The 25,314-nt window shown below is 74.3% G+C and carries 23 protein-coding genes; 13 read left to right on the top strand and 10 right to left on the bottom strand.

The window, feature by feature from the left end; all coding sequences use genetic code 11:
- Nucleotides 1-94 precede the first annotated feature (94 nt).
- Complete coding sequence (locus IE318_RS37165) at nt 95-1,129, bottom strand: LacI family DNA-binding transcriptional regulator (RefSeq protein WP_373311392.1); 1,035 nt, start codon at nt 1,127-1,129, stop codon at nt 95-97.
- A 161-nt stretch (nt 1,130-1,290) separates the two neighbouring features.
- Between IE318_RS37165 and IE318_RS37160 the strand changes: the two genes are divergently transcribed.
- The gene (locus IE318_RS37160) at nt 1,291-1,977 is read left to right on the top strand and encodes a TetR/AcrR family transcriptional regulator (RefSeq protein ID WP_189907339.1); all 687 of its coding nucleotides are present in this window, start codon (nt 1,291-1,293) and stop codon (nt 1,975-1,977) included.
- A gap of 82 nt (nt 1,978-2,059) precedes the next feature.
- Complete coding sequence (locus IE318_RS37155) at nt 2,060-3,199, top strand: FAD-dependent oxidoreductase (protein WP_189907365.1); 1,140 nt, start codon at nt 2,060-2,062, stop codon at nt 3,197-3,199.
- 55 nt (nt 3,200-3,254) lie between these two features.
- Here IE318_RS37155 and IE318_RS37150 read toward each other — a convergent pair whose 3' ends face one another.
- Nucleotides 3,255-3,920: a TetR/AcrR family transcriptional regulator gene (locus IE318_RS37150; RefSeq protein WP_229904009.1), complete on the bottom strand. Its 666-nt coding sequence runs from the start codon at nt 3,918-3,920 to the stop codon at nt 3,255-3,257.
- A 120-nt stretch (nt 3,921-4,040) separates the two neighbouring features.
- On the opposite strand from IE318_RS37150, the gene IE318_RS37145 reads away from it, so the two are divergent.
- Nucleotides 4,041-4,604 (top strand): NAD(P)H-dependent oxidoreductase, encoded by a 564-nt coding sequence (locus tag IE318_RS37145; RefSeq protein ID WP_030181802.1) that lies wholly within the window; start codon nt 4,041-4,043, stop codon nt 4,602-4,604.
- Between the two features lie 72 nt (nt 4,605-4,676).
- On the opposite strand, the gene IE318_RS37140 is transcribed toward IE318_RS37145, so the two are convergent.
- Entirely contained in the window at nt 4,677-5,558 is an 882-nt protein-coding gene (locus IE318_RS37140) for an LLM class F420-dependent oxidoreductase (protein ID WP_189907337.1), read from the bottom strand.
- A gap of 232 nt (nt 5,559-5,790) precedes the next feature.
- On the opposite strand from IE318_RS37140, the gene IE318_RS37135 reads away from it, so the two are divergent.
- The 5 genes from IE318_RS37135 to fxsT all read left to right on the top strand — a co-directional run bounded on the left by IE318_RS37135 (nt 5,791) and on the right by fxsT (nt 15,049).
- Entirely contained in the window at nt 5,791-6,765 is a 975-nt protein-coding gene (locus IE318_RS37135) for an alpha/beta hydrolase (RefSeq protein WP_189907336.1), read from the top strand.
- A 361-nt stretch (nt 6,766-7,126) separates the two neighbouring features.
- Entirely contained in the window at nt 7,127-8,023 is an 897-nt protein-coding gene (locus IE318_RS37130; protein WP_189907335.1) for an effector-associated domain 2-containing protein, read from the top strand.
- Nucleotides 8,020-9,522: a VMAP-C domain-containing protein gene (locus tag IE318_RS37125; RefSeq protein WP_189907334.1), complete on the top strand. Its 1,503-nt coding sequence runs from the start codon at nt 8,020-8,022 to the stop codon at nt 9,520-9,522. Before IE318_RS37130 ends, IE318_RS37125 begins: the two co-directional genes overlap by 4 nt.
- The gene (locus tag IE318_RS37120) at nt 9,519-10,595 is read left to right on the top strand and encodes an AAA family ATPase (RefSeq protein WP_189907333.1); all 1,077 of its coding nucleotides are present in this window, start codon (nt 9,519-9,521) and stop codon (nt 10,593-10,595) included. Before IE318_RS37125 ends, IE318_RS37120 begins: the two co-directional genes overlap by 4 nt.
- The gene (gene fxsT, locus IE318_RS37115) at nt 10,592-15,049 is read left to right on the top strand and encodes an FxSxx-COOH system tetratricopeptide repeat protein (protein WP_189907332.1); all 4,458 of its coding nucleotides are present in this window, start codon (nt 10,592-10,594) and stop codon (nt 15,047-15,049) included. Before IE318_RS37120 ends, fxsT begins: the two co-directional genes overlap by 4 nt.
- Nucleotides 15,050-15,069: 20 nt before the next feature.
- Here the strand turns inward: fxsT and IE318_RS37110 are convergent, their stop codons facing one another.
- From IE318_RS37110 to fxsA, 3 genes are read right to left on the bottom strand one after another with little or no spacing between them, the layout of a single operon-like run.
- Nucleotides 15,070-16,371: an aKG-HExxH-type peptide beta-hydroxylase gene (locus IE318_RS37110; protein ID WP_189907331.1), complete on the bottom strand. Its 1,302-nt coding sequence runs from the start codon at nt 16,369-16,371 to the stop codon at nt 15,070-15,072.
- Entirely contained in the window at nt 16,368-17,597 is a 1,230-nt protein-coding gene (locus tag IE318_RS37105) for an FxsB family cyclophane-forming radical SAM/SPASM peptide maturase (protein ID WP_189907330.1), read from the bottom strand. The genes IE318_RS37110 and IE318_RS37105 overlap by 4 nt, the downstream gene beginning before the upstream one ends.
- Nucleotides 17,594-17,773: an FxSxx-COOH cyclophane-containing RiPP peptide gene (gene fxsA / locus IE318_RS37100; RefSeq protein WP_189907329.1), complete on the bottom strand. Its 180-nt coding sequence runs from the start codon at nt 17,771-17,773 to the stop codon at nt 17,594-17,596. The genes IE318_RS37105 and fxsA overlap by 4 nt, the downstream gene beginning before the upstream one ends.
- A gap of 369 nt (nt 17,774-18,142) precedes the next feature.
- Between fxsA and IE318_RS37095 the strand changes: the two genes are divergently transcribed.
- Nucleotides 18,143-19,609 (top strand): chloride channel protein, encoded by a 1,467-nt coding sequence (locus IE318_RS37095; protein WP_189907328.1) that lies wholly within the window; start codon nt 18,143-18,145, stop codon nt 19,607-19,609.
- Between the two features lie 13 nt (nt 19,610-19,622).
- Here the strand turns inward: IE318_RS37095 and IE318_RS37090 are convergent, their stop codons facing one another.
- Entirely contained in the window at nt 19,623-20,072 is a 450-nt protein-coding gene (locus tag IE318_RS37090; protein WP_189907327.1) for a CU044_2847 family protein, read from the bottom strand.
- A 115-nt stretch (nt 20,073-20,187) separates the two neighbouring features.
- Here IE318_RS37090 and IE318_RS37085 point away from each other — a divergent pair, with 115 nt between their 5' ends.
- Together IE318_RS37085 and IE318_RS37080 are read left to right on the top strand one after the other, a co-directional pair.
- Complete coding sequence (locus IE318_RS37085; RefSeq protein WP_030183716.1) at nt 20,188-20,406, top strand: NfeD C-terminal domain-containing protein; 219 nt, start codon at nt 20,188-20,190, stop codon at nt 20,404-20,406.
- A gap of 146 nt (nt 20,407-20,552) precedes the next feature.
- On the top strand, nt 20,553-22,058 hold the full coding sequence (locus IE318_RS37080; RefSeq protein ID WP_189907326.1) for an SPFH domain-containing protein: 1,506 nt from the start codon (nt 20,553-20,555) through the stop codon (nt 22,056-22,058).
- A 60-nt stretch (nt 22,059-22,118) separates the two neighbouring features.
- On the opposite strand, the gene IE318_RS37075 is transcribed toward IE318_RS37080, so the two are convergent.
- Nucleotides 22,119-22,550 carry a hypothetical protein gene (locus tag IE318_RS37075; RefSeq protein WP_189907325.1) on the bottom strand — a complete coding sequence of 144 codons (432 nt, stop codon included), beginning with the start codon at nt 22,548-22,550 and terminating at the stop codon, nt 22,119-22,121.
- 113 nt (nt 22,551-22,663) lie between these two features.
- Entirely contained in the window at nt 22,664-23,341 is a 678-nt protein-coding gene (locus IE318_RS37070) for a helix-turn-helix transcriptional regulator (RefSeq protein WP_189907324.1), read from the bottom strand.
- A 97-nt stretch (nt 23,342-23,438) separates the two neighbouring features.
- On the opposite strand from IE318_RS37070, the gene IE318_RS37065 reads away from it, so the two are divergent.
- On the top strand, nt 23,439-23,840 hold the full coding sequence (locus IE318_RS37065; protein ID WP_189907323.1) for a hypothetical protein: 402 nt from the start codon (nt 23,439-23,441) through the stop codon (nt 23,838-23,840).
- 62 nt (nt 23,841-23,902) lie between these two features.
- Complete coding sequence (locus IE318_RS37060) at nt 23,903-24,349, top strand: type II toxin-antitoxin system PemK/MazF family toxin (RefSeq protein ID WP_189907322.1); 447 nt, start codon at nt 23,903-23,905, stop codon at nt 24,347-24,349.
- Between the two features lie 51 nt (nt 24,350-24,400).
- Here the strand turns inward: IE318_RS37060 and IE318_RS37055 are convergent, their stop codons facing one another.
- Nucleotides 24,401-25,210: a TIGR02452 family protein gene (locus IE318_RS37055; RefSeq protein ID WP_189907321.1), complete on the bottom strand. Its 810-nt coding sequence runs from the start codon at nt 25,208-25,210 to the stop codon at nt 24,401-24,403.
- Between the last annotated feature and the right edge of the window lie 104 nt (nt 25,211-25,314).

The raw sequence follows: 25,314 nt of genomic DNA, 5'->3' as shown, positions 1-25,314 counted from the left end.
CCGTCGACATCGACGGGTCCGTCCCTCGTCGCACGGCCCGTTGCTCATCAGCGGGCCCGACACTCATGAGCGGGCCGTTCCTCCGCGTCCCGGGTCAGGTGGACTCGCGCTGGACCACCGTCGCGCCGAGCACGGTCAGCCGTTCGGCTGCCGCGCCCGGGTTGCGTACGGCCCGGTCGACGAGGTCGGCGACGTAGCGGCCGGAGGGCAGGTCGATGTGCACGGTGCTCAGCCGGGGGCGCAGCAGCCGGCCGAGCATCAGGTCGTCGGCGCCGATCACGGCCGTCTCCTCGGGGATGCGGACGCCGTCGTCCTGCAGGGCGCGCATCAGCAGCATCGCGTACTCGTCGTTGTAGGCGAACACCGCGTCCAGGCCCAGCCCGCGGCAGCGTTCGGCGAGGCGGGCCGCGGACTCCTCGTCGTAGCCGAGGGGCAGCTCGGTCACGGTCCCGTCGGTGCCGCGCAGGGCGTTCCGTACGCCGGCCAGGCGGGGCCGGGAGAAGATCTCGAGGCCGCTTTCCTCGGGCACGACGACACCGATCCGGCGGCGGCCGCGGGCGTAGAGGTGGGCGCCCGCGCGGTGGCCGACGCGCTCGTTGTCCATGAGCAGGGCGTGGGCGCCGTCCACGGGTTCGGGTCCGAGGGTGACCACGGCGCGGGCGCCGGAGCGCTTGAGCACCGCGACGCCTTCGGGGCCGATCCCGGCGCCGGGGACCAGGACCGCGACCGGCCGCAGCTCGGCCCAGGCGCGGACGGCCTCGTCGCCGTGCAGGCCGACGTTCCCGTGCTGCACCACGGTGTAGTCCAGTCGGCCGAGCGCCCACTGGAGTTCGTTGAGGTACCGGCTGTAGAGGGGGCCCGGTGCGATGGCGGGGGCGGGCATCAGGACGATCCGGCTGTGCCCGGCGCGCAGGCTGCGTGCGGCGGCATGGGGGACGTACCCGAGTTCTCTGGCGGCCTCGTGGACCCGGCGGCGGGTGGGCTCGCTGATGCGTACGGCGCCGGTGTTGTTCAGGACATAGGAGACGGTCGCGCGCGAGACGCCCGCCAGGCGGGCCACATCGGCACTCGTGGGGACGGAGTGCGGTGCGGGTGACGAGGACGCGGCGGGTTCTGGTATCTGCACCATGACGTACCGCATCTTGGCAGAAGGCGGGGAGCGCGGACCGGGCAGGGGCGTCGGGGCCGCGCGGAACGGGCGGGAGACGTACGGCCTGCGGCGAACGCGTTCGCCACGAACATGTGTGTAACGAACTTGTTCGCAACGAACATGTTCGTTACAGTCGCCGTGTGACAGCACACCGACCCACCGCCCCACGCAGCCGTCGCGACCGCCCGGCCAAGCCCGCACTGACCCGGGAGGGCATCGTGGCCACGGCCGTGGCCGTGCTGCGGGCCGAGGGGCTGGAGAAATTGACCATGCGGCGCCTGGCCCAGGAGCTCGACACCGGCCCGGCCTCGCTGTACGTGTACGTGCGCAACACCGCCGAGCTGCACGCGGCCGTGCTGGACGAGCTGCTCGGCACGGTGGGCCCCGCGCCCGCGGAGGGCAGCTGGCGCCGACGGCTCGAGCAGGTGCTCACGGCGTACACGGCGATGCTCATGGAGCACCCCGGGCTCGCCCGGTCCGCGCTCACCGCCCGGCCCAGCGGCCCGCACTACCTGAACCTGATCGAGACGCTGCTCGGCCTCCTCGACGAGGGCGGCGTCGCGCCCGACCGGGCCGCGTGGGGGGTGGACCTGCTGCTCCAGCACGCCACCGCGACGGCCGCCGAGCACTCGGCGCACGACGGTTCGGCGACCGACCGGGCCGAGTGGGACGCGCTCGCGCACGCCCTGCACAGCGCGTCGGACCGCACTCACCCGCACATCGCCGCCCTCGCCGGCCCCCTGCTGTCCGGCGCGCCCGAGGACCGTCTGTCCTGGGGCTTCCAGACCCTGATCAACGGCATCGAGCGCACGAGCGTGCCCGAGTGACCGAGACCGCCCCCGCCGGGCCGTCGGTGCCCCGCCCGTCCAGCCGCCCCCCGAGGAGAGCCCCATGACCGACAGGACCGACATGATCGACATCCCGCACCACCCGATAGCCGTGATCGGCGGCGGGCTCGGCGGCCTCACGCTGGCCCGGGTGCTGCAGGTGCACGGCATCGAGGCGGCCGTCTTCGAGCTCGACGCCTCCCCCGCCGCACGCACCCAGGGCGGCATGCTCGACATCCATGAGGACTCCGGCCAGGAGGCATTGCGCGCCGCCGGACTGCACGAGCGGTTCCGGGAGTCGGTGCTGCCGGGCGGCCAGGCCACGCGGGTGCTCGACAAGGACGCCGTGGTCCGCATGGACGAGCCCGACGACGGCACCGGCGGCCGGCCCGAGATCGACCGGGGCGACCTGCGGAAGCTGCTGCTGGGCTCGCTGCGAGAAGGCACCGTGCGCTGGGGCGCGAAGGTCACCGGCGCGCGGCCGCTGGGCGGCGGCCGGCACGAGGTGAGGCTCGCCGACGGTTCGGCGTTCACCACGGATCTGCTGGTCGGCGCCGACGGCGCCTGGTCGCGGATCCGGCCACTGGTCTCGGCGGCGCGGCCCGCCTACACCGGCGTGTCGTTCGTCGAGGTGGACCTGCTGGAGGCCGACGTACGCCATCCGGTCGCCGCCGAGGTGGTGGGCGGCGGGTTCTTCTTCGCGCTCGGGGCGGGCCGGGGCTTTCTCGCGCACCGCGAGACGGACGGCAGCCTGCATGTGTACGTGGCGCTCGAGGCCCCGGAGGACTGGCTGGACGGCATCGACTTCGGCGACACAGGGGCCGCGAAGTCCCGGGTCCTGGAGCACTTCGCCGACTGGGACAAGGCCCTGAGGTCACTGGTCGCCGATGCCGACGGCGCGCTGGTCCCGCGGCGGATCCACGCCCTGCCGGTGGGCCACCGCTGGGAACGCGTGCCAGGGGTGACGCTGCTGGGCGACGCGGCCCATCTGATGTCCCCGTTCGCGGGCGAGGGCGCCAACCTCGCCATGCTCGACGGCGCCGAGCTCGGCCGGTTCCTGGCCGCCCGGCCGGACGACGTGGAGGCCGCGCTGACGGCGTACGAGGAGAGGCTGTTCCCGCGCAGCGAGGCGGCGGCGGAGGACTCGGGCCGCGGTGCGGCCCTGCTGTTCCGTCAGGACGCGCCGGAGGGCCTGCTGGAGATGTTCGCCGGCCACCACTGAGCCCGTCCGGCCTCGACGACGACCGGCCGCACGCTCTCGATAGGGCAGCCCGCTCTCAGCGCGAGCCCCCGCTGCCGGTCACGCGTTCGACGAGGTCGAACCAGCCTGCCTGCAACCGGTCCATCGGCATGTGGCACTGCCGGGTCAGGTGGTGGATCAGGGCGGGTTCGAGGTAGCCCATCAGCGTCTGCGCGAGCAGTTCGCAGTCCGCGTCCGGGACCGCCTGCCGCAGCAGCATGAGCACATGGCCGTAGCGCACCTGGCGGGGCGGCACCAGGAAGCGGCGGTCGGGGCAGGGCTCGGCCGCAAGTTGCAGCTCCAGGTCGTCGGCGGCGCGGCGCAGCGCGGCGCAGCCGAACGCGCGCAGCCGCTCCACCGGCGGCGCGCCGGGCCCCAGCGGGGCGGGGCCGCTCAGGATGGACGCCTGGAACTTCCGCTCGGAGTGGTCCAGCAGTGCCGTGAGCAGGCCGGTGCGGTCGCCGAAGCGGCGGAAGACCGTGCCCTTGCCCACCTGGGCGGCCGCGGCGACCGCCTCCATCGTGACGCCGGCCGCGCCGTGCTCCGCCACCAGGCGTGCCGCCGCGTCCAGTAGCCGGGCGCGGTTGCGCGCGGCGTCGGCGCGCAGGCAGGGCTCGTCCACGTCGGTGCCGAGCTCGAGCAGCACCGGCGTGTTCTCCACGGGCTCCTGAGGCGTGGGGAAGGGCGGGAGGGTGCTGGACATGAAGCCAGCGTAAAGCATCGGGAAGAAAACTGGACCGTGGTCCGGTTAGTCTGGTAGAAAATTAAACGGACCTCGGTCCGGATCGTTACGGCAGTGTTTCAGCCCCCCATTGGAGTCTTCATGTCTGTTCGTATCCTCGCGCTCGTCGGCAGCCTTCGCGCCGGTTCGCACAACCGCCAGCTCGCCGAGGCGGCCGTCAAGCTCGCCCCCGCGGGTGCTGAGGTCGAGCTGTTCGAGGGCCTGGCCGAGGTTCCGTTCTACAACGAGGACATCGACGTCGAGGGCAGCGTGCCGGCCGCCGCCGCCAAGCTGCGCGAGGCCGCCCAGGCCGCCGACGGCTTCCTGCTCTTCTCCCCCGAGTACAACGGCACCATCCCGGCCGTGCTGAAGAACGCCATCGACTGGCTGTCCCGTCCGTACGGCGCCGGCGCCTTCACCGGCAAGCCCGTCGCGGTCGTGGGCACCGCCTTCGGCCAGTACGGCGGCGTGTGGGCGCAGGACGACGCCCGCAAGGCCGTGGGCATCGCCGGCGGCAAGGTCATCGAGGACATCAAGCTGTCCATCCCGGGCTCCGTGACCCGCTTCGCCGAGACCCACCCGGTCGACGACGCCGAGGTCGCCGCCCAGCTGACCGAGGTCGTCGCCCGCCTGCACGGCCACGCCGGCGAGGCCGTCGCCGCCTGAGCCGACCCGGACGAACCCGGTGAGGGGCCTGAGCGCTGCGCTCGGGCCCCTCACCGGGTTCACGGCGCGGCCTCACTCCAGTTCGGCGACGCGCCGGACGGCCCGGGAGGCGAAACGGTCGATCCAGCCCGCCGGGTCGCCCAGGCGCGGAGCCAGGATCACGGTGTCGACACCGAGCCCGGCGTAGCCCTCCAGGTCCCGCAGCAGGGTGTCGAGGTCCTCCTCGGTCGCCGCTTCCCCCGTGTACACGAACGTTTTGCGTACGGCGTCGTAGTCGCGCCCCACGCTGTCGCAGTGCCCACGCAGCACGTCCAGCTTGTGCCGCAACTCCTCGGGGGAGGCGGGGATCAGGTTGCAGACGTCCGCGTACTGCGCGACCAGGCGCAGCGTCTTCTTCTCGCCCCCGCCGCCGATCATGATCTCCGGGTGCGGCGAGCTCACCGGCGGCGGCACGCACAGTGTCTCGGCGAGCCGGTAGTGCGTGCCCTCGAAGGGGCCATCGGCGTCCGGGTCCCACATCTGCAGACAGATCCGCAGGGTCTCCTCCAGCCGCTCGAAACGCTCGGCGAGCGGCGGGTAGGGCACGCCCAGCCCATGGTGCTCACGGTCGTACCAGGCCGCCCCGATGCCGAGCGTGGCCCGGCCGCCGGAGAGCACGTCCAGCGTGGTGACGATCTTGGCGAGCAGCCCGGGGTGGCGGTACGTCACCCCCGTCACCAGGGCGCCGAGCCGCACGGTGGAGGTGTGGCCGGCGAGGAAGCCGAGCGTGGTGTAGGCCTCCAGCATCGGGTCCTCGGCTCCGCCGTTGAACTCCATCTGGAAGTAGTGGTCCATGACCGACAGCCGGCTCACTCCGGCTGCCTCGGCCGCCTCCCCCGCGGCGGCCAGTTCCATGCCGAGCGCGGGCGCGCCGCCCGCGTTGTCGAACCGGTTGATGTGCACACCGACCCGCATGCGTGCCTCCGTACGTCACCGTTTCCGAGGCCGACCGTCTCGGCCCCTCCCGACGCTAGGGGGTGTCTCGTCGATCAGGCCGGCCACACCGCCGTGTCCGGGCCGGAAGGGCCGGTGACCACCCGCCGGTCGGCGGGACATGTCCGCCGTGCGGCGGCGTCCACGCCGCGGACGGGTACCCGCACAGGGCACACGAGCCCGCCGCACACCGCGATCCGCGCGAGGAGACTCCATGACGCCGGTCCCGCCCCCGTTCGACCCCGAGCTCGCCGCCGCCCTGGAGGAGGCCGGGGGTCTGATGGGACCCGGGCTCGCGCCGGAGGACATCGCGGCCGCCCGGCAGGGTGCCGCCGTCGAACTCCTGGACGCGCTGGACCTGACCGTGGACGGCGCCTTCGAGGTGACCGAGCCGACCGTGCCGGGGCCCGAGGGCGCGCCCGGCGTCCCGCTGCTGGTCTGCCGGCCCACCGCACCGGCCACCGGCACCGGCCGGCCGCTCCTCTACCACGTGCACGGCGGGGGCATGGTCCTCGGGAACCGCAGACTGGGCGTGAACACGGCCCTGGACTGGGCGAAGGGGTTTCAGGCGGCCGTGGTGTCGGTGGAGTACCGGCTGGCGCCGGAGCACCCTCACCCCGCGCCGGTCGACGACGTGCACGCGGGTCTGCTGTGGACGGCGGAACACGCACGGGAGCTGGGCTGCGACCCGCGCCGGATCGTGCTCGTCGGCGGGAGCGCCGGCGGCGGGCTCGCCGCCGCGCTGGCGCTGCTGCTGCGGGACTCGGGCGGACCGCGGCCGCTGGGCCAGATGCTGATGTCCCCGATGCTCGACGACCGCAACGACACGCCGTCCGCGCGCCAGATGGCGGGCGCCGGCCTCTGGGACCGCACGGCCAACGAGACCGCGTGGACCGCGCTGCTCGGTGACCGGCGCGGCGGCCCGGACGTGTCGCCGTACGCCGCGCCGGCCCGCGCCCAGGACCTGTCGGGCCTGCCGCCGGCCTTCCTCGACGTCGGCTCCGCGGAGACCTTCCGCGACGAGGTGGTCTCCTACGCCTCCCGTATCTGGCGGGCCGGGGGCGTCGCCGAACTCCACGTCTGGCCCGGCGGTTTCCACGGCTTCGACGGCATCGCCCCGCGGGCGGCCCTGTCCCAAACCGCGCAGGCCGCCCGTATGGACTGGCTGCGCAGGCTGCTGGCCCACTGACGACGCCGGCGACGGCGCGGGCTGCCGGCCGCCGCCGGCCCGCCGACCGCCGCCGGGACCGCCGGAACGACCGTACGGGCGGACCACTGGAACGCAGCGCGGGCGGACCGCTGGAACCAGCGCGCCCCCGGCGCGCGTGGATCACCCTGTCACCGGGCACGACACCGGGGGCGGTGCACGTCGCACGCGACGGCGCCACCCGCGTGTGCCCGGGGGTCAGAAACCGGATTCAGGCGCACAACTGTTACCAGAAGCGGTTGTCTGTCAACATCGTGCAAAGGCGGAGCGAACGGGGCGCGGGGTGTCGCAGTCGATCGAGGACTCATGGCGTGTTCGGATTCTCGGCGCGGACAACACACCGGTGGGATCGGGTGTTCTGGTGGACGGGGAGCGGGTGCTGACATGCGCTCATGTCGTGCAGGCCGCACTGGAGTTGAGGGAGGGCGAGACTCCCGGGGAACGGCGTGTCGCCGTCGACCACCCGGGCTCCCTCACCACTGACGTGTCGTACGGCTGGGTGGTGCCGCAGGGCTGGGCGCCGCCCGACCAGGAACGCGCGGACGTCGCGGTGCTCACGCTGAGCGGCCCGGCGCCGTCCGACTGCGTCCCGGCGCGGCTGCGGAACTGCGGTCACGCGCGGGGCCGCGAGGTGCGGGTGTTCGGTCAGGCCTCGGCGGCCGGTCCCGGCGTCTGGGTGACGGCCCGGCTGCGCGGGGCGGGCGGGCTGAGCCCGGACTGGGTCCAGATGGACAGCCTGGAACCGGCCGACGAGCGGGTGCGGGGCGGCTACAGCGGGGCGGGTGTCGTCGACGACAGCGGGGACGTCATCGGCATCGTCGTGGCCGCGCGGCTCCCCGCCGACTCCCGCGTCGCCTGGATGATCCCGGTCGAGGCCGTCGTGCAGTACTGCCCGCTGCTGGGCGACGCGCTGCACGGCGGTCCCGGCACCGTGCCCTCCTGGCCGCCGGGCGCCGACCGTGAACTGACGACCGCCCTGGTGAAGGTGCCGAGCATGCGCGACCCGCAGCGCCGGGAGAGCGTGCTGCGGGACACCGGCGACGAGATCTTCGATCTCGCCGAGCGGTCGCCTGTGCTGATCGAGGACGTGCGCGGGGTCGTCGAGCTGTGCCTTCAGTACGCGGACGGCATCGACCGGCTGGCCGCCGCGCTGCGCTGGTACGAGCGGGGCTCGCTGCCGATGCGGGAGTTCGAGCGGGTCGTCCTGCGGCTGCGCGGCGCTCCGGGGCCGGTGTCATGACGGGTGCCGACGCACCGCGCACGGACCTGTTCTGGGAGCTGGCCGGTCTGATCGCGCGGATCCCGGGGCTCGGCCACCAGCGTCCGCTGCGGCGGACCGCGGAGGCGTTCGCCGAGCGCTTCGGGCCGCTGGAGAGCGGGGAGCCGTCGGGAATCCTCCGGGAGGACCTCTACGCGACGCTGCGGGAGTGCGACGGCTACCCCGACGGGCTGCGGTTCTACCTCGACACGCTGGGCAGCGGGCGTACCGGCACCCTGGCGTGGGCGGCGGTGGAGCAGATGTATCTGCGGCTGTACCCGGAGCGGCTGCTCACGCCCACCGAGCGCGAGGAGTTGTGCGCCCTGCTCGCGGCGCGTGCGCCGGGTACGCGGCTCGGGTCGGTCGCCCTGCGGTTCCTGCCGTTCCTGCCGCCGGGCGACGGCGACGCCGGCGGGTCCGAGGCGCCCGAGGCGCTGCTCGACGCGCTGGAGGACGCGCTCGTGCTGGAGGACGAGGCGCACCCGCTGCTGTCGTTCGTCGAGGCCGTGGCGGTCAGCCAGCCGCCGCCGCTGGAGGCGGAGTTGCGGGACTGGAGCGACAAGGTGGCGCACCGCATCGGCTGCCCTCAGGAGGTCCTCCAGTGGGCCCGGGCCCGGGAGGCGGCACGTGTGGGGCGGCCCTTCGACCCGTCCCGTCTGCTGGTGGAGATCGTGGCGCATCCGGCCGCCCCCGACGAGTACCACGTGCGGGGCTGGCTGCTGGCCACGCGGGAGGGACCGAGTTCGCTGCTCGCCGACTGCCGGGTGGCCTCGCGCGGCGCGCTGGAGGAGACGGTCGCCGCGCTGCACCAGACGGTGCTGGAGCGGCTGGGTGAGCTGAGCGCGGGGCTGCGGGTGGAGTTCCTGCTGCCCAGGCCGCTGCTGTGGCTGGATGTGGACCAGTTCCCGGTGCGACCGGCGGGTTCGGTGGCGCGGCCGATCGGAGCCGATCACACTGTCCTGGTGCGCAGTCGAGACCGGTTCCACAAGCGGTACTGGTGGCCCGCCCTGCACCGGCGCCTGGCCTGGCTGCACTCGAACCCGGACGGCGGTTTCGAGGCGCCCGCCGTGCGCTACGCCGCGCCGGGCGGCGTCCCCGCCCCGTACGAGCTGCTCACCGAGCTGCGCGACGGTGAAACCCCGTTCTGCTTCGTGCTGCTGGAGCCCCCGCCGTGGGACGGCGACGCGGCGGCGGACCCGGTGTACGTGCTGCTGGAGGTAGGCATCCCGGCCATCGTCGCGCTGCGTCGGCAGGGCCATCACGCCGAAGCGCGGCCGCAGTTGTGGGAAGTGCTGGCCGGGAGGTTGGATGCGCTGCCCGACCGGGTACGACATCTGCGGGGCGTCGGTCCGGGCGGCGGCGGGGCAGCGGTGAAGCTGGACCTGCATCGCCACGTCACCCTAGTGTGGGACAGCCAAGACGGACTGGAGGGGGCGGAGGCCGCGCTCGGGCATCCGCGGACCGGGGGTGGCCATCCATGAGCGGGGACTCGACCGACCAGCGTGAGGCGCGGCATCCCCGGCCTCCCGACTGGTGGGTGTTCCGGGACAACGGCGCGCAGCACGCGCCGTCCGACCCGCTGCCTCCGCTGCCCGTCGCGCCGCCGTGGCGGCGCTTCAGGCCGGCCACCGACAGCCCACCGCTGGACATCCCCGACCCGGGCGACCACACGGACGTCGAGCGCAAGCTGGGCTCACGCCGGCCCGGCACCCTGGACCATGCCGTCGTCGACGTCATCAACGCGGCGATCCTGCTGCGCCGTCCGCTGCTGGTCACCGGGCAGCCGGGGACGGGGAAGTCGAGCCTCGCCTACCAGATCGCCGCCGAGCTGGGCCTGGGCCGGGTGCTGTGGTGGCCGGTCGTCAGCCGCACCACCCTGCGCGACGGGCTGTACGACTACGACGCGATCGGCCGGGTGCAGGACACGCCCATGGCGGCGGCCCCCGGCGCGGAGCGCGGGCCACTGCCCGACGTGGGCCGCTATCTGACGCTCGGTCCGCTCGGCACGGCACTGCTGCCGTGGAAACGGCCGCGGGTGCTGCTCGTCGACGAGCTGGACAAGAGCGACATCGACCTGCCCAACGACCTGCTGCACATCTTCGAGGAGGGCGAGTTCCGCGTCCGGGAGCTGGAGCGGCTGGGGCAGTCCCGGCGCGAGGCGAGCGTGGGCACCGCCGACCACGGCTTACCCGTGGTGGTGCGCGACGGCCGGGTGCGCTGCTCGGAGTTCCCGATCGTCGTGATCACCAGCAACGGGGAGCGGGCCTTCTCCCCCGCCTTCCGCCGCCGGTGCCTGGAGGTCGAACTCGCCGTCCCGGACGAGGAGCGGCTGGCCGCGATGGTCGAGGCGCACTTCGGCCCGCAGACGGATCCGCGCACTCGGCAGCTGGTCCGTTCGTTCCTGAAGGAGCGCGGCGACGGCTCGCTCGCCGCCGACCAGCTCCTGAACACCGTGCACATGCTGACGAACGGCGCCGCCGACGCCGACGAGGCGTCCTGGACGCAGTTGCGGACCGCGCTGTGGCGCAGCCTGGCGACGGACTCCTCGCCATGACCGGCCGTGCGGGCCCGGCGCCGACGGCACGCGAGTGGGCGGAGGCGCTCTGGCTGACCGAGCGCATCGGGGCGGCCGACGGTGCACTGTCGGAGCGGGCCGCGCGGGCGGACGCGCCGACGGCGAGCACCGAGTACGCCCCCGAGCGCCTCCCCAACACCCCGAGCGCCCCGCCGGACGCCGACGACTCCCCGTCGCGAGCGGCCTCCCGGTCCCACCTCTCCAGCGGACCCGAACCCACCCCGGAGACCGACCTGGCCGGCGCGCCGCCTCGCCCGGGCGGTCCGGGTGGTTCCGGCGCACCGGCCGCGGATCCGGCACGGCCCCGACGTGAGACGGGGGACGCGCCCGCCGCCGTGCCCTCCCTCGGGACGGCCTCCGCGCGTCTGGCCCGCGGGCCGCTGCACGACATGGGTTCCCCGGTCGGCTCCCCGGCCGGTGCCCCGCTGCTGTTCGACACCGACACACGCCCCGGCATCCTGCGCGACCCGCTGCGCTTCGCCCGGACCCTGCGCCCCTTCAACCGCCGGATCCCCTCGCGCCGCCACTACACCCTGGACGACGAGCGGACCGCGGTCAGGTCGGCCGAGCTGGGCCGGTGGAGTCCGGTGCTGGTGGACGTGCCGGACCGGTGGTTCGAGGTCGCCCTCGTCGTCGAGCAGAGCGTGTCCATGGCCCTGTGGCGCGGCGTCGCGCACGAGCTGGCCGAACTCCTGCGCCGCCAGGGCGCGTTCGCCGACGTACGGATCTGGTGGCTGGACACCCGCGGCGGGAAGTCGGCGCGGCTGCGCTCGGAGCGGGGCGGCCCCGCACGCGACGCCGGAGAGCTGCTCCATCCGCAGGGGCGCCGGCTGGTGCTGCTGATGAGCGACTGCGTGGGCGACGCCTGGGCGTCCGGCAGCGTGCCCCGGCTGCTGCACCGCTGGGCCCGGCAGGCGCCCGTCGCGGTGCTTCAGCCGCTGCCCAGCAGGCTGTGGGACCTGTGCGAGGCGGTCCCCCGCGATCTGCGGGTGCGGGCCGTGGCGGCCGGGCTGCCCAACGCGCTCCTGCTGCTGCGCCACGACCGGCGGTGGGTGCGCCCGCGCGCGCTGCCGGTCCCGGTGCTCGAACTGGAGAGCGCATGGTTCGCGGGCTGGGCGCGCATGGTGACGGGCGAGGCGCGGGCGCACAGCGATGTGACGGCCCTGCTCGTGGACGAGCAGGGACTGGCACCGGAGTCCCTGCCGCCGCTCGCCCCGGACCACCGGCCGAGGCCCGTCTCCGCCGAGCAGGCGGTGCGCCGCTTCCTGCGCAACGCCTCCCCGCAGGCGCGCAGGCTCGCGGCACAGCTCGCGATGGTCCCGCTGCGGCCGGAGGTGGTCGGTGCGGTACAGCGGCTGCTGGGCCGTGCGGCCGGACCGCTGCCGTTCGCGGAGATCCTGCTCGGCGGGCTGCTGGCGGCGCACGCCGGCGCGGGCGGCGACGGCCCGCGCTACGAGTTCCTGGACGGCGTGCGCGAGCGGCTCCTGCGCGGCCTCGGACGGACCGAGACCCTGCGCACGCTCCAGGAGGTGACGGCGGTCGCCGGACGGGTGATGGGCGCGCGCTCCGGGCTCCTGGGCACTCTGGTGGCCGCGCCCGCCGAACTGGACGAGGCCGGACTGGGCGCCGCTGACCATGAACTGCTGTCGGCGGCGGAGCCCGCCCTGGCGGCGCTCGGACCGGCCTACAGAGGCGCACTGGCCCGCGCACGGGCGCACTCGTCTTTGGAGACGGCGGTCGAGGGGGAGGAAAGCGGGCGTCGGTCCGCCGCACCCGGCGCACAGGATGTGCCCACCACTCCTCCCCCCGGGGAATCGGCTCAGCGCATGGAGGTCGTGTCGATGGATCCCGCCTCGTCCCGTACGACGCACCCGGCTCCGGGCGTCGATCGGCCGGACCAGCAGGGTGGCGGTGGCACCGCGGCACGGCCGCCGCTGCCCGCCCGGCTGCCGCGGACCATGCCGCTGCCCCAGGCCTCGTACTTCACCGGCCGGGAGGAGGAGCTGGACCGGCTGCGGGCCATGCTGAACTCGGGCGACCGGGCGGCCGTACTGCCGTACGCCCTGTACGGGATGGGCGGGGTCGGCAAGACCCGGCTGGCCGTGGAGTACGTGCACCGCCACCACACCGAGTACGAGCGGATCTGGTGGATCGACGCCGAGCAGCCCGCCGTGATCCGGCAGCAACTCTCCTCCCTGGTACCTGACTTCGGCACGGCGGCCGAGGGCCCCGGCGACCCCGTGGACCGGGTGCTGGCGGCGATGTCCACGGGGACGCCGTTCCGGCGCTGGCTGCTGGTGATGGACAACGCGGGGGCGCCCGAGGACGTCGTCCCGTACATTCCCTCGCTGCTCGGCGTGCCGGACGGGGCCGGCCATGTCCTGGTGACGTCCCGGCACTCGGGCTGGGCGGAGCGGGTGCACGCCCTGCAGGTGGACGTGTTCAGCCGGGAGGAGAGCGTCGGGTTCCTGCGCCGGCGCACCCCCTGGACCAGCCCCGAGGAGGCGGAGCGGCTCGCCGAGTCGCTGGGCGACCTGCCGCTGGCGCTCGAGCACTCGGTGGCGGCGCTGACCCAGTCCGGGATCGACACCGGCGCCTATCTGGACCTGCTGGAGAACCGCCGCAGGGAGGTGCTGGAGGAACCCACCGCCTCCGGCGTCCGGCCCGTCGCGGCGACCTGGCGCACCTCGGTGGACCTGCTGCGCGCGCAGCACCCGCAGGCGCTGGAACTGCTGCGGCTGCTGGCCTTCTTCGGGCCCGAGCCCATCGCGCAGTCCTTCCTGCGCGACGCCCGGCTGCTGAACCTGCCCGACGACCTCGCCCCCGTCGCCCGTGACGAGCTGGCCCGGGGCAGGGCGATCCGGGCCATCAACCAGTACTCGCTGCTGACCGTCAACCCGGCCACCGGCACGCTCCAGGTGCACCGGCTGCTCGGCGGCGTCCTGCGCGACGAGCTGTCCGCCGAGGAGGCCACCCGGCTCCGCCATCTGGTCCACCAGATCATCGGCGCGCACGATCCCGGGGACTCGCAGCGCCCGCAGAACTGGCGCAACTACGCCGACATCCTGCCCCACCTGGAGCCGTCCGGCCTGCTGCACTGCGGGGACGCCGAGGCCCGGGACACGGCACTGAACATCCTCGGTTACGTGATCGCCCGCGGTGACTTCCGCGGCGCGGCCCAGCTGGCCCGCCAGGTCGCCGGCGTGTGGCACGCGGCGCTGGGCCCGGACCACGTCCAGACGCTGTGGGCGCGCCGTCAGCAGGCGAGCGCCCACTGGCAGCTGGCCGAGTTCGACGAGTCCCGGCGGATCAACGAGGACGTGCTGCGCCGGCTGCGCGCCACCCTGGGCGACGACGACGAGTTCACCCTCACGGTGGCCGGTGCCACCGCCGCCGACCTGCGCGCGGCGGGCCGCTTCACCGAGGCGCTGGCCCTCGACCGCGACGCCTACGACCGCAGCGTCGGACGCCACGGCGAGGGGAACCCGCACGTGCTGACCGTGGGCCACAACTACAGCGTGAGCCTGCGCGTGAACGGCCTGTACGAGGAGGCGCTCGCGCTCGACGAGCGCATCCACGACGCCCGCCTGGAACTCCTGGGGCCCACGGCCCGCTCGACGCTGTTCTCCATCAACAACGTCGCCCGTGACATGCGCGAGTGCGGCCGCTACGCGGACGCGCTGATCCTGCAGACGAGCACCCTGGCCCGCTACCGCGAGCAGTACGGCGACCAGCACCCGCACACGCTGCGCGCCATCAAGAACATGTCGGTGACCTGCCGCAAGGCGGGCGAGCTGGAGCAGGGCCTGGCCCTGGCGCGGGAGGCGCTGGAGCTGTACCGGCTGCACTTCGGCCCGGACCACATCGACACCCTGGCGGCACTGACGAACATCTCCAACGACCTGCGGCTGACCGGGGATCCGGAGGGGGCGCGCGAGCACAGCGCCGAGGCCCTGCACCGCTACAAGGCGGTGCTCGGCCCGCGGCACCCGCTGACGGGCGCGGCCGGCGTCGACCACGGGGCGGCCCTGCGCGCCGCCGGGCAGCACGCCGAGGCGCGCCGGGTCGACGAGGAGACGGTGGCGGCGCTCGCCTCGGCACTGCCCGACGACCACCCCTGGCTGTTGCTCGCCCGGATCAACCTCGCCACCGACCTGGCCCTGGCCGGCGACCCGGAGGCGGCACTCGCGCTGGGCGAGGAGTGCGCCGGCAGACTCCAGGCCCGCTACGGCGACCGGCATCCGGCGACGCTGGCCGCTCTGGCCAATGCCGCCCTGGACACGACCGCGACGGGCGACGCGGAGGCCGGTGAGGAGCTGCTCGCCTCGGTACGGCGGCGCTACCTCGCGACGCTCGGCCCGGACCATCCGGAGAGCCGGGCGGCGGCCGCCGGTGTCCGCATCGAGTGCGACATCGAGCCGCCGCCGATCTAGGGCCTGTTCGAGCACCCGCTTCAGGCGCCCGGTTCAAGGCCGTTGTCCCAGTCGGCGAGGACGTCCCGCAGGGCGTCCAGGAGGCGGTGGCCGTTGTCGGTGAGCCAGCCGCCGCGCTCCAGTTCGTCGCACGCCAGCCGGGCGGTGCGCCGCCAGCGCTCGTACGGCGCCCGCGCGTCCGGACGGCCGAGGGCGGCCTCACGACGCCAGAACCCGGCGGTCACCAGGAAGGCCGCGGCGCCCTGGAGCAGCGCCGACGGCGGACGGGGCCGGTCGCTCCAGGGCGCGTGCCCGCGGGCACCGGGCCGGGCGTCGAGCAGCCGGGTGAGGTCCTGAAGGGCGTACAGCAGGGAGTGCTGCGTCTCGTGGACGAGCGCGGCGGCGAGTTCGGCCGGGTCGTCCACCGGGGCGAGGGCCACGAGCCCGAAGGCGTCGCTGAAGGAGGCGCTCAGCCAGGCGCCTCGGGTGCCGCCGGGCGGGCCGGGCGGCCGCGGGTCGAGGGGGACGACGGCGCGCACGGTGCCGCGTACGGCGTCCGCGCGGCCGGGATGGCGATCGGCGAGCAGCTCCCACGCGGCGCCGAGCCGGTCCCGCCAGCGCGCGAGCTCCCGCGCGCCGAGGGGGCGCGGGGCGTCGGCCTCCAGGGGGCCGTGGGCGTCGAGGCGTATCACGGGGGCCGGGCCCGGGCGGCGCGCCGGAAGGAGGACCTGTGGCACCGGCTCCCAGCCGGGTGCGGGCTCCGCCGCCGACTCGGCCCGGTGCGGCGGGTCCCGCGGGTCCGGCAGGTCGGGTATGCGGACGGCGGCGGGCGTGCCCGGGGCGGTGACGGTGGTCGTGCCCTGCGGGTCGCGTTCCACGCGCGCGGTGCCCGCGGCCGGGTCCAGGGTGGCGCGGCCCAGGCCGGGCAGGTCGACGACGCCGTGGCGCACCGGCAGCTCCAGGCGGAAGGGGATGCCCGCCCGGTGTGCGGCGACCGCGGCGAGCACGGCCACCGGGTCGCGGCGGCCGCTGCGCACGGCCTCCGCGAGCAGGACGCCTGCAGCGGGGTCCGTGACGAGTGTGTCGAAGACGGCGGGTGCCCGGTGGCGCACGGCGGCGAGAAGGGCGGTGGCGGTTCCGGAGTCCCGGCCGCCCTCGTCGGGCGTGGTGCGGGAGGCGTGGTGCGCGGCGCGCAGCAGCAGGAGGTTACGGCCGGCGCGGGCCGTGCGCAGCAGGCGCAGGGTGCCGGTGTCCGGTGCCCCGCCGGCGATCTGCCGCCACAGGTCGCGGGGCAGCGTCAGCGCGGGTGCGGCCGTCGCGGCGGCCGGGCGGTCCTGCGTCAAGGGCGGACCCCGGTGGTTCGGGCGAGGTCGGCGCGGACGACGTCGGCGACGTGCCGGATCAGCGCCATCAGGTCCGGGCAGTACACGGACGGGTTGAGATAACCGTTGTCGGCGCGGTAGCGGTGCGGGTAGTGGCCGCCGCCGCAGACCGCGCCGACCGGGCAGGTGCGGCACTGTGCGGCCAGAGCACCGGAGGCCAGTTGGCGGGCCGCGACCCCGGGATGGTCCAGCAGCGCGTCGAACGGGTGGCGGTGGACGTCCAGACCGGTGCGGTCGGCCCCTTCGTACGCCGACTTCAGCTGGTCGGAGAGGGTGAGCGCGCCGTCGGTGTCGACCACGGCGAGCTGGGAGGGGGCACCGCCGATGGTCTCGGTGCGGGTGACTCCGCCGAGCAGCAGGTCGAGGAGCGACTCGAAGAACGCGATGCGCACCGGCGGTCCGGGGGTGGCGTACCAGCGGTCGAAGACGGTGGCCAGCCACCGGCCGTAGGGGGTCTCGGCGGGGTCGTCGGTGCGGCCCGGCGGCCGGTTCGTCCAGTTGCCGAGGGGCAGCAGGAGGCGGATCGACGGCGGGTCGTACGACAGCAGGTGCTCGTAGGTGGCCAGGGGGTCGGCGGTGACGTCCACGGTGCACAGGAGGCCGGCCCACACGCTGCGGTGCTCGGGTGCGGCCAGTCGCCGCAGCGCGTCGGCGACCCGGGCGTGGCTGCCGTGTCCGGCGTGGTCGCGGCGGGTGCGGTCGTGGATCTCGGCGGTGCCGTCGAGACTGACCGCGATCCGGATGTCCTCCTCGCGGCACAGCCGCAGCACGTCCTCGTCGAGGAGGGTGCCGTTGGTCTGGATGATCACTTCCGCTGTGGTGCACTCGGGCATCAGCGCGCGCAGGGTGCGGGTCAGGCCGCGCAGCAGGGGGACGCCGGCCAGCAGCGGTTCACCGCCGTGGAGGATGACGCGCACGGAGGCGGGCCGGTGGTGTGCGGCGTGTTCGGCGATGCGCCGGCACACCTGCTCGGCGGTGTGCGGCGCCATGGTGTGCGGCTGGTTGCGCCAGAGCCGGTCGGCGGCCTCGTAGACGTAGCAGTAGGTGCAGGCGAGGTTGCAGCGGCTGTGCACCTTGACGACGAACTCCCGGAAGGGCAAGGGGCGCGTGCCGGCGGTGCGCAGGGCGGCGACGTCGAGGAGGTCGTCGGGCCAGCGGCCGGGCTCCGCGCGGTCCGTCGGCTTCACGGAGCGGGGGTGGTGGCCCGGCGGGGGCCCTCTGAGGTGTCGCCTCCGGAGTCGTAGGCGGCCACCGGCGCCTCCTCTCCGGTCAGCTGCCGCAGCACGCGGCGCAACGCCTCGGACAGCGCGGAGTCGGTGCCGTCAAGAATCTCCTCCAGGGGCAGCCCCGTCAGATCCGGCATGTCCGCCGTGCGCTCACCGGCCCCGCTCGGCATCGGTCTCAGCCCCCCACCTGTCGCCGCCACACCATGACTGTCCGTTGCACCGACTTTGAGGATAACCACAGGAACGTGGGCAGGTCAGCCCGCGATTCGGGCGCGGCACACCGGTTCCGTTGGGGTGGATTGGACGGTTGTGCGATGCGGTGTCACTCTCCTGACCCGCCGTCATCGTCCGTCCGAGGGTGCGAGGTTGACCTTGCCACCGGGCAACCGTCAGGCTCTGACTTGGTGAAGGAGTCGGGCGGCGGGAGAGTACAAGTGGACACGGGGGCGCGTGGTACGGCAGTGCGGCCGGGGCGCCGGTCGTTACGGTCCTGGGGCGCGCGGCTGATGCCCGCCGACGGCGCGGACGACTCGCCGGCGCGCTGGGTGGTGCCGGCGGTGCTGATCGGCGCCGTGGCGGGGCTGGGCGCGGCGGCGCTGTTCGGTCTGCTGCACCTGTGCACCGGCTGGTTGCTGGAATCGGTGGCCGGTTACCGGCCCTACCGGACGTCGGCGGAGGGCGGATTCCGTACGCTGGCGGGTTCGAACCGGCCGTGGCTGGTGCCGCTGGTCGCGGCCGGCGGCGCCCTGGTGGCCACGGTGTTCGCCCTGTGGCTGGCGCCCGAGGCTCGCGGTCACGGCACGGACGCCGCCATCGCCGCCGCGCACCAGGACCCGACGGGCATGCGCGGCCGGGTGACCGTGGTGAAGCTGGTGGCCTCGGCCCTGACCCTCGGCTCCGGTGGCTCGGGGGGCACGGAGGGGCCGGCCGCGCAGATCTCGGCGGCGTTCGGTTCGGTCATCGCCCGGCGCACCGGCATGTCACGGCAGCAGGCCCGTACGGCCCTCGTGATCGGGCTCGCCTCGGGGGTGGGCGCGATCTTCAGGGCTCCGCTCGGCGGGGCGCTGCTCGGGGCGGAGATGCTGTACCGCAGGGGCATGGACGCCAGGGTGCTGCCGCAGGCGCTGATCGCCTCCGTTGCGGGCTGGCTGATGTTCGGCGCGTGCTTCGGGTTCACACCGGTGCTGGGGTCCCACCCGGGCCAGGCGGTGAGCGGCGTGGGCGAGTTCGCCCTGGTAGCCGTGGTCGGGCTGGTCGCGGGCGGCGCCGGGCGGCTGTACACGGGATGCTTCTACGCGGTGCACACGCGGGTGGAGAAACGGGCGCGCGGGCTGCTCGCCCGGATCGCCGCGCCGACGTTCGCCGCGCTGCTGGTGGGCGGGCTGGGGTTGCTGGTGCCGGGCGTGCTGGGCACCGGGTACGGCCTGATGGAGGCGGTGACCCAGCGTCAGCTGCTGCTGGATCTGCCGCTGGCCGTGGTCCTGGCCCTGCCGCTGGCGAAGATCGTGGGTACGGCGCTGACGGTCGGCTCGGGCGGTTCGGGCGGCATCTTCGGGCCGGGCATGGTGGTGGGCGCCGGTGTGGGCGCGGCGCTGTGGCGGCTGGCGGAGCCGCTCGGTATCGCTCCGCACAGCCCGCTGGTCCCGGTGGCGGTCGGGATGGCGGCCTGTCTGGGGTCCGTGGCCCATGCTCCGCTCGGGGTGCTGGTGATGGTGGCGGAGATGCTGGGCGACGCCTCGCTCCTCGGGCCGGGCATCCTGGCGGTGCTGTGCGCACAGGCCGTCACCGGGCGGACGACGCTGTACCGGAGCCAGCTCGAGCGGGTCGGGGCCGCGCCGAGCCTGGTGAAGGTGGCGGGGCCCCCGGAGGATGCCGTGCCTCCGACGCAGCCCACGCGGGTGGCTCCCATGCGCCGGGAGCCGACGGATGCGGACCCTGTGGTGATCAAGTCGACGGATCCGATGCCGAAGTGATCCGGGCGCCGGCTCAGGCGCCGGCTCCGGCACCGGCTGCGGCTTGGGCAGTGTCTCCGGTCGCGTCGGTCGCGTGAGGCGTGTGCGTGGTCCCCTCGTCCTCCTCTTCGTCCTCGTCCTGGTTCGCCCGCCCGTCCGGTGCGGCGTTCTCCCACACCACCTTCACCTTCAGATGTCCTTCGACGCCGGTCCGCGCGATGACCGCGCCCGCCTCCACACTGAACTTGACCCCGAACTCCAGCTCCACCGTCGACGGCGCCGCCGGCATCGAGGTGATCCGCCGCAGGGTGCGGGCAGCCACGTCCCGGATCTGGTCGAGGCCGTGCTCGAATCCGTCCACCGCCTGAGGCGGGGCGCCGCCGCGCCGCCGTACGCGCTCCACTCCGGAGTCGTCGTCGGCCACCTCGACGTACACACCGGCCGAGCCCTCCCCCAGCTCGAACCGCACCAGCTCGTCGGACATGAACTCCCCCTTCTCCCGACCGTGTCCGGTCTCCCCGGGGTCCCCCGGGGCACCAGTACGAGCATCTACCCTCCGTCCTCCTGCCTGATGCCCCGGCAGGATCTAGGCTGCGGCCATGGAGGATGCGGGGATGGTCGGCTTGATGGGGCGTGTCACCGGTACCGTCGGGCCGGGGCTGGTCGGCGAGGTGATCGTCCGGGTGCGCGGCGGGGCCGAGCACTTCCTCGCCTACGCCGCCGACGGCAAGGGCCGGCTCGAGCGGGGCACGGTGGTGATGGTGGTGGAGTACCTGCCGCCCCGGACCGTCTACGTCGAAGCGGTGTACGACAGTTGAGCCTGCTCCCTCGCGGATGAGAGCGCAGGTGGGAGCCGTACGCGTCAAGATTGCAACAAGGACGCGCCGGTGTCTTCACCAGGGACCCGCCGAGGAGCACACTCCCTTCGTTCGGTGCCGAACGGGCACCAACCCAAAGGGGGCGTATGCCGATGATCGTCGGCGTCGTGGCGGGGGTGGCGGTCGTCGCCGTCCTCGTTCTGATCGGTCTGTTCAAGCTGATGTGGCGGGTCGCCGAGCCCAACGAGGCACTGATCATCTCGGGTTCCAAGCACCGGACCGAGGGCCTCGAGGAGGGCATGGGCTTTCGCATCGTCACCGGGCGCGGCACGCTGGTGCTGCCCGGGGTGCAGGTGGTGCGCAAGCTCTCGCTCGACCTGAACGAGACCGAACTGCACGTGGACTGCGTGACCCATCAGGGCATTCCGCTGAAGGTGCGGGGCGTGGTCATCTTCAAGGTGGGCGACGACTTCGTGTCGATCGCGAACGCGGCCCGCCGTTTCCTGGACCAGCAGAAGCTGATGTCGGAGCGGGTGCACAACGTCTTCGCCGGTCATCTGCGCTCGATCGTGGGCGGGCTGACGGTGGAGGACATGATCCGCGACCGGGAGAAGCTGACCGGGCAGACCCGGGCGGCCTGCGGCACGGAGATGGAGAAGCTCGGTCTGATCGTGGACTCGCTGCAGATCCACGAGATCGAGGACCCGACCGGCTACATCCAGAACCTCGCGATGCCGCACGCGGCGGCCGTCCAGCGGGACGCCCGCATCGCGCAGGCGGAGGCGAACCGGCTGGCCACCGAGGCGGAGCAGCAGTCGTTCGCGCGGATGGCCGAGGCCACCCGGGACAGCGAGATCCTCCAGGCCGGCTACCAGGCCGAGCGGGACAAGGCGGCCGCGAAGGCGCGTCAGGCCGGCCCGCTCGCCGATGCCGGGGCTCGGCAGGAGGTCGTCGTCCAGGAGACGCGGGTCGCCGAACTGGAGGCGCACCGGCGCGAACAGCAGCTCCAGGCGGACGTGCGCAAGCCGGCGGACGCCAAGGCGTACGAGAAGCGGACGCTGGCCGAGGCCGAGCGCGACGCGCGGATCTCGGCGGCGCAGGCGAAGGCCAAGGAGACGGAGCTCGCGGCGGCGGCCGAGGCGACCCGGGTCAAGACGGCCGCGGGCGCGGAGGCGGAGGCCACCAAGACCCGGGGTGCGGCGACCGCCGCGGCGACCCGGGCCACCGGTGAGGCCGAGGCGGCGGCCGCGCAGGCGAAGGGCCTGGCGGACGCCGAGGCGACCAAGGCCAAGGGTCTGGCGGAGGCGGAGGCCATCAAGGCGCGGGCGGCCGCCCTCGCCGAGAACCAGGAGGCCGTCGTCGCCCAGCAACTCGCCGAGAACTGGCCGGAGATCGTCCAGGCGGGCGCCTCGGCGTTCGGCAACGTCGACAACATGGTGCTGCTCAACGGCGCCGACGGCATGGCCGACCTGTTCGCCAAGGCGCTCACCATGGGCGGCACCGGGCTGGGCCTGGCCCGCCAGTTGCTGGCGTCCATGAACCAGAACGGGTCGAACAGCAACGGCGGGGGCGGGAACGGCGCCTCGCCGTCCCTGAACGGAAGCGTGCCGCCCCCGGTGCAGAAGGTCCCGGTGGACGGCGGCGAGAGCTGACCGTCCCGGACACGGGCACGCGCGTGGGGTCCTCCCTCCGGAGGGCCTCACGCGCGTCGCTCACACCGTCAGCAGGCTGATTCCCAGGGCGATCAGCACAGCGACCTTGCCCACCTCAAGGGCCACATAGGCCAGGTGGCCCCGGGAGCGAGGGCCGTCGTCCTCGCCCGCCAGGACGCGGTCGGACCTGCGGTTGAGGCGTGGCCGGACGAATACCAGCTGGGCGAGGAGCAGGACGGCCACGGCCGCGGTCAGCGCGACGACGCGGTTCGGGGCGTCGCCGACGGCCGTCGCGACGATCACGACGGCGACCAGGGCGGCCTCCACCAGGTTCAGCGCCCGGAAGACCAGCCGGCCGATGCCCAGGCCGATGGGGATGGTCACACCGGGGGCGCGGAACTTCAGCGGCGCCTCCAGGAAGGAGATGGCCAGCACCATGCCGAGCCAGACGAAGGTGACCGCGCTCGCCGTGGCGGCCGACGTGGTGTTCATCGATGCGTTGCCTCTCTGCCGGGGCGCCGGCCCGCGGCCTGCTCACTTCAGGACTTCAGGCGTTCAGAGGTCTTCAGCCGACGTGAAGGCACGTCAAGGGACGTCAAGGGACGTCAAGGGACGTCAAGGGACGTCAAGGGACGCACATGGGCCAGACAGGAATCGGGTTCCGCGAAGGGTTCCAGGCCGGTCGCGGTCAGCGGGGCCCTGAGTTCGGTCAGCGCCCCCTGCATCAGCCCCAGATGGACCGGGCACACCAGCGAGCCGTACTCCTCGGCCAGCTCGAGGAACGGGCAGTGCCGCAGCCGGATCCGCTCCGGCGGCTCGCCCGCGCCGCTTCCCTCGGGCACCGGATCGAAGCCCAGGTCGTCCAGCAGGGCGACCAGACGCCCCACCGCCTCCTCGGCCGTCGGCTCCCGGAAGGGCGGCAGCGGGTCGACCAGGTACCGCCCCCACGCACGGCCCGCCTCGGTCGCGGCCGACCGGGCCTCGGGCCCCCGGGACGCCAACTGGCTGAGCAGGATCTGCGCCAGCAGGCGGTAGCCGCGCGTTCCGCCGCGGTCCATGCCGGGCTGCGGGACGTAGACGGTCCGGGGACGGCCGGGTCCCGAGGGCTCCTCGATCCGCCGCTCGACCAGTCCCTCGGCCACCAGTGCGTCCAGGTGGAACCGGACGGTGTTGGGATGGACCCCGATCCGCTCGGCCGTCTCCGTGACGCCCAGCGGGCCGGCGGCCGCGCGCAGCACGTCCAGCACCTCGCGTCGGCGAGGGCTCCGCCGTGTGATGGCCACCCCTGCTCACCTCTTCTCAGCTGCGGCGATTTTCTACGAAACCCACATGGAAAAATCGTAGGCCATACCCGGGAGCCGACGGAGAGAGGGGTGCGGCATGACGCCGCCGTCCGCGCACGACAGCGAGCCGCCGGAGCCGCGCGTCCTGTGCGACGCCCGCCCACCGGCCGACGCCCCGCCGGTCCCGGCGGGTGTGCCGTGGAAGCCGGCGGAGAGCGGACGCCAGCCGGACGCCAACCTCGTCCGCCTCGCACCGGGCGGGCGCGTCGCACCGCACGCCGAAGCGGATCTGGACGTGCTGCTGTACGTCGTCTCCGGTGGCGGTGTGCTCGGCGCGGGCACCGGGGACGAGCCCCGGCCACTGGCCGAGGGCGCCACGGTACGGCTCCCGTACGGCTCCACACGCAGCATCGGCGCGGGCGAGGACGGCCTCACCCACCTGACCGTGCACCGCCGCCGGCCCGGCATGCGCATCGGTCGGCCCGGCGAGGTCTCCTGACAGGGAATCAGCACCGTACGCCCGGTGTCCCGGCGTACATGCGCACGATCTAGGGTGCCCCCGTGACTGCCTTCACCGATGACGACGTCCCGGGCCGCTACGGCCCCACCGCCACCACCGAGGCCGACCCGCGCGCGGTCGGCCGGGTGCGCACCGAGTACGCGCCCGCGCACGACGGTGACCCTGACCCCGGGGAGATCGTCTGGACCTGGGTGCCCTTCGAGGAGAACGACGGGCGGGGCAAGGACCGTCCGGTGCTGGTGGTGGCCCGGGAGGCCGCGGGGACCCTGCTCGCCGTCCAACTGTCCAGCAAGGCGCACGACGGCGACCGGGAGTGGGTGCCGATCGGGAACGGGCCCTGGGACCGGTCGGGGCGCGACTCCTGGGTGGACGTCGACCGGGTGCTGCGGCTGCACGAGGACGGCATGCGGCGCGAGGCCTGTGCGCTGGACCGGATGCGCTTCAACTCGGTGGTGCACCGGCTGCGGGAGCGGTACGGCTGGAGCTGAGACTCGAACCCAGGTTCGGACGGAGGCCGAGGTTGAGGCCCAGGCCCGGACTCAGGCGAACGCTCGTACGAACGCCTCGCGGACCAGGCCGTCCCGGGTGCGGTCCAGCACCCCGAACACCACGTGCTCGAAGGCGTCCGCGAACCGCCCGCCGGGGGTGAGCAACGCCCGGAAGGCGCCCGCCACCTGCGCCGGGTCGTTGCGGAACACCCCACAGCCCCACGCGCCCAGCACCAGCCGCCGGTAGCCGTGCGCGGCGGCCGTCTCCAGCACCCGCTCGGCGCGGACGGCCAGGGCGTGCGGCAGTTCACCGGCGCGCTCCGGGGCGTCGCGCAGCACCACGCCCGCGTTCGGCGCGACGGCGGTCAGGAAGCCGGCGGTGTACGGCTCGTCCAGCAGCCGGTGACCGTCGTCGCGGAAGACGGGCACCGCCGGCGAGTGAATCACCCGATCGGAGTAGAGCGGGTCTCGGTGGGCCCGATGGTGGTCGTAGAACTCCTTGGCCCCGAGCAGGCACGTGTGCAGCGCGGAGGCGCGGCACACGGCCTCCTCCTGGGCCTGGGCGCCGTTGAGGTAGCCGCCGCCGGGATTGCGGGCCGAGGCGAAGTTCAGGACGGCCACCGGGGGGCCGGAGAGGCGTCGGGCCGCCGCCAGGCTGCTCTCGCCGGTGACCTCGACGGACGTCTCGACCGGGGTCCAGCGGGGTACCGGCACCGGCTCCGGGCCGTACACGCGGGTGCCCTCCCGTGCGGCCTCGACGGCCGCCGCGATCCGCACCTCGCGCCCCTCGGCGGCGCGGTAGGCGCCCGCCATCACGATCTGCTCCGTCTGCTGCGCGATCCCGCGCAGGCGCGCGCTCATGGCGCCACCCCCGTACGCGCCATGACCGCGCGCCGCGCGGCCTCCCCCGTCGTGCTCATGCACGCATCGTGGGCGATCCTGGACGTGCGGTGCAAACGGGTTTC

It is taken from the genome of Streptomyces spiralis (assembly GCF_014654675.1).
Taxonomy (GTDB): Bacteria; Actinomycetota; Actinomycetes; order Streptomycetales; family Streptomycetaceae; genus Streptomyces; species Streptomyces spiralis.
This window is presented reverse-complemented; position numbering and strand designations above follow the sequence as displayed.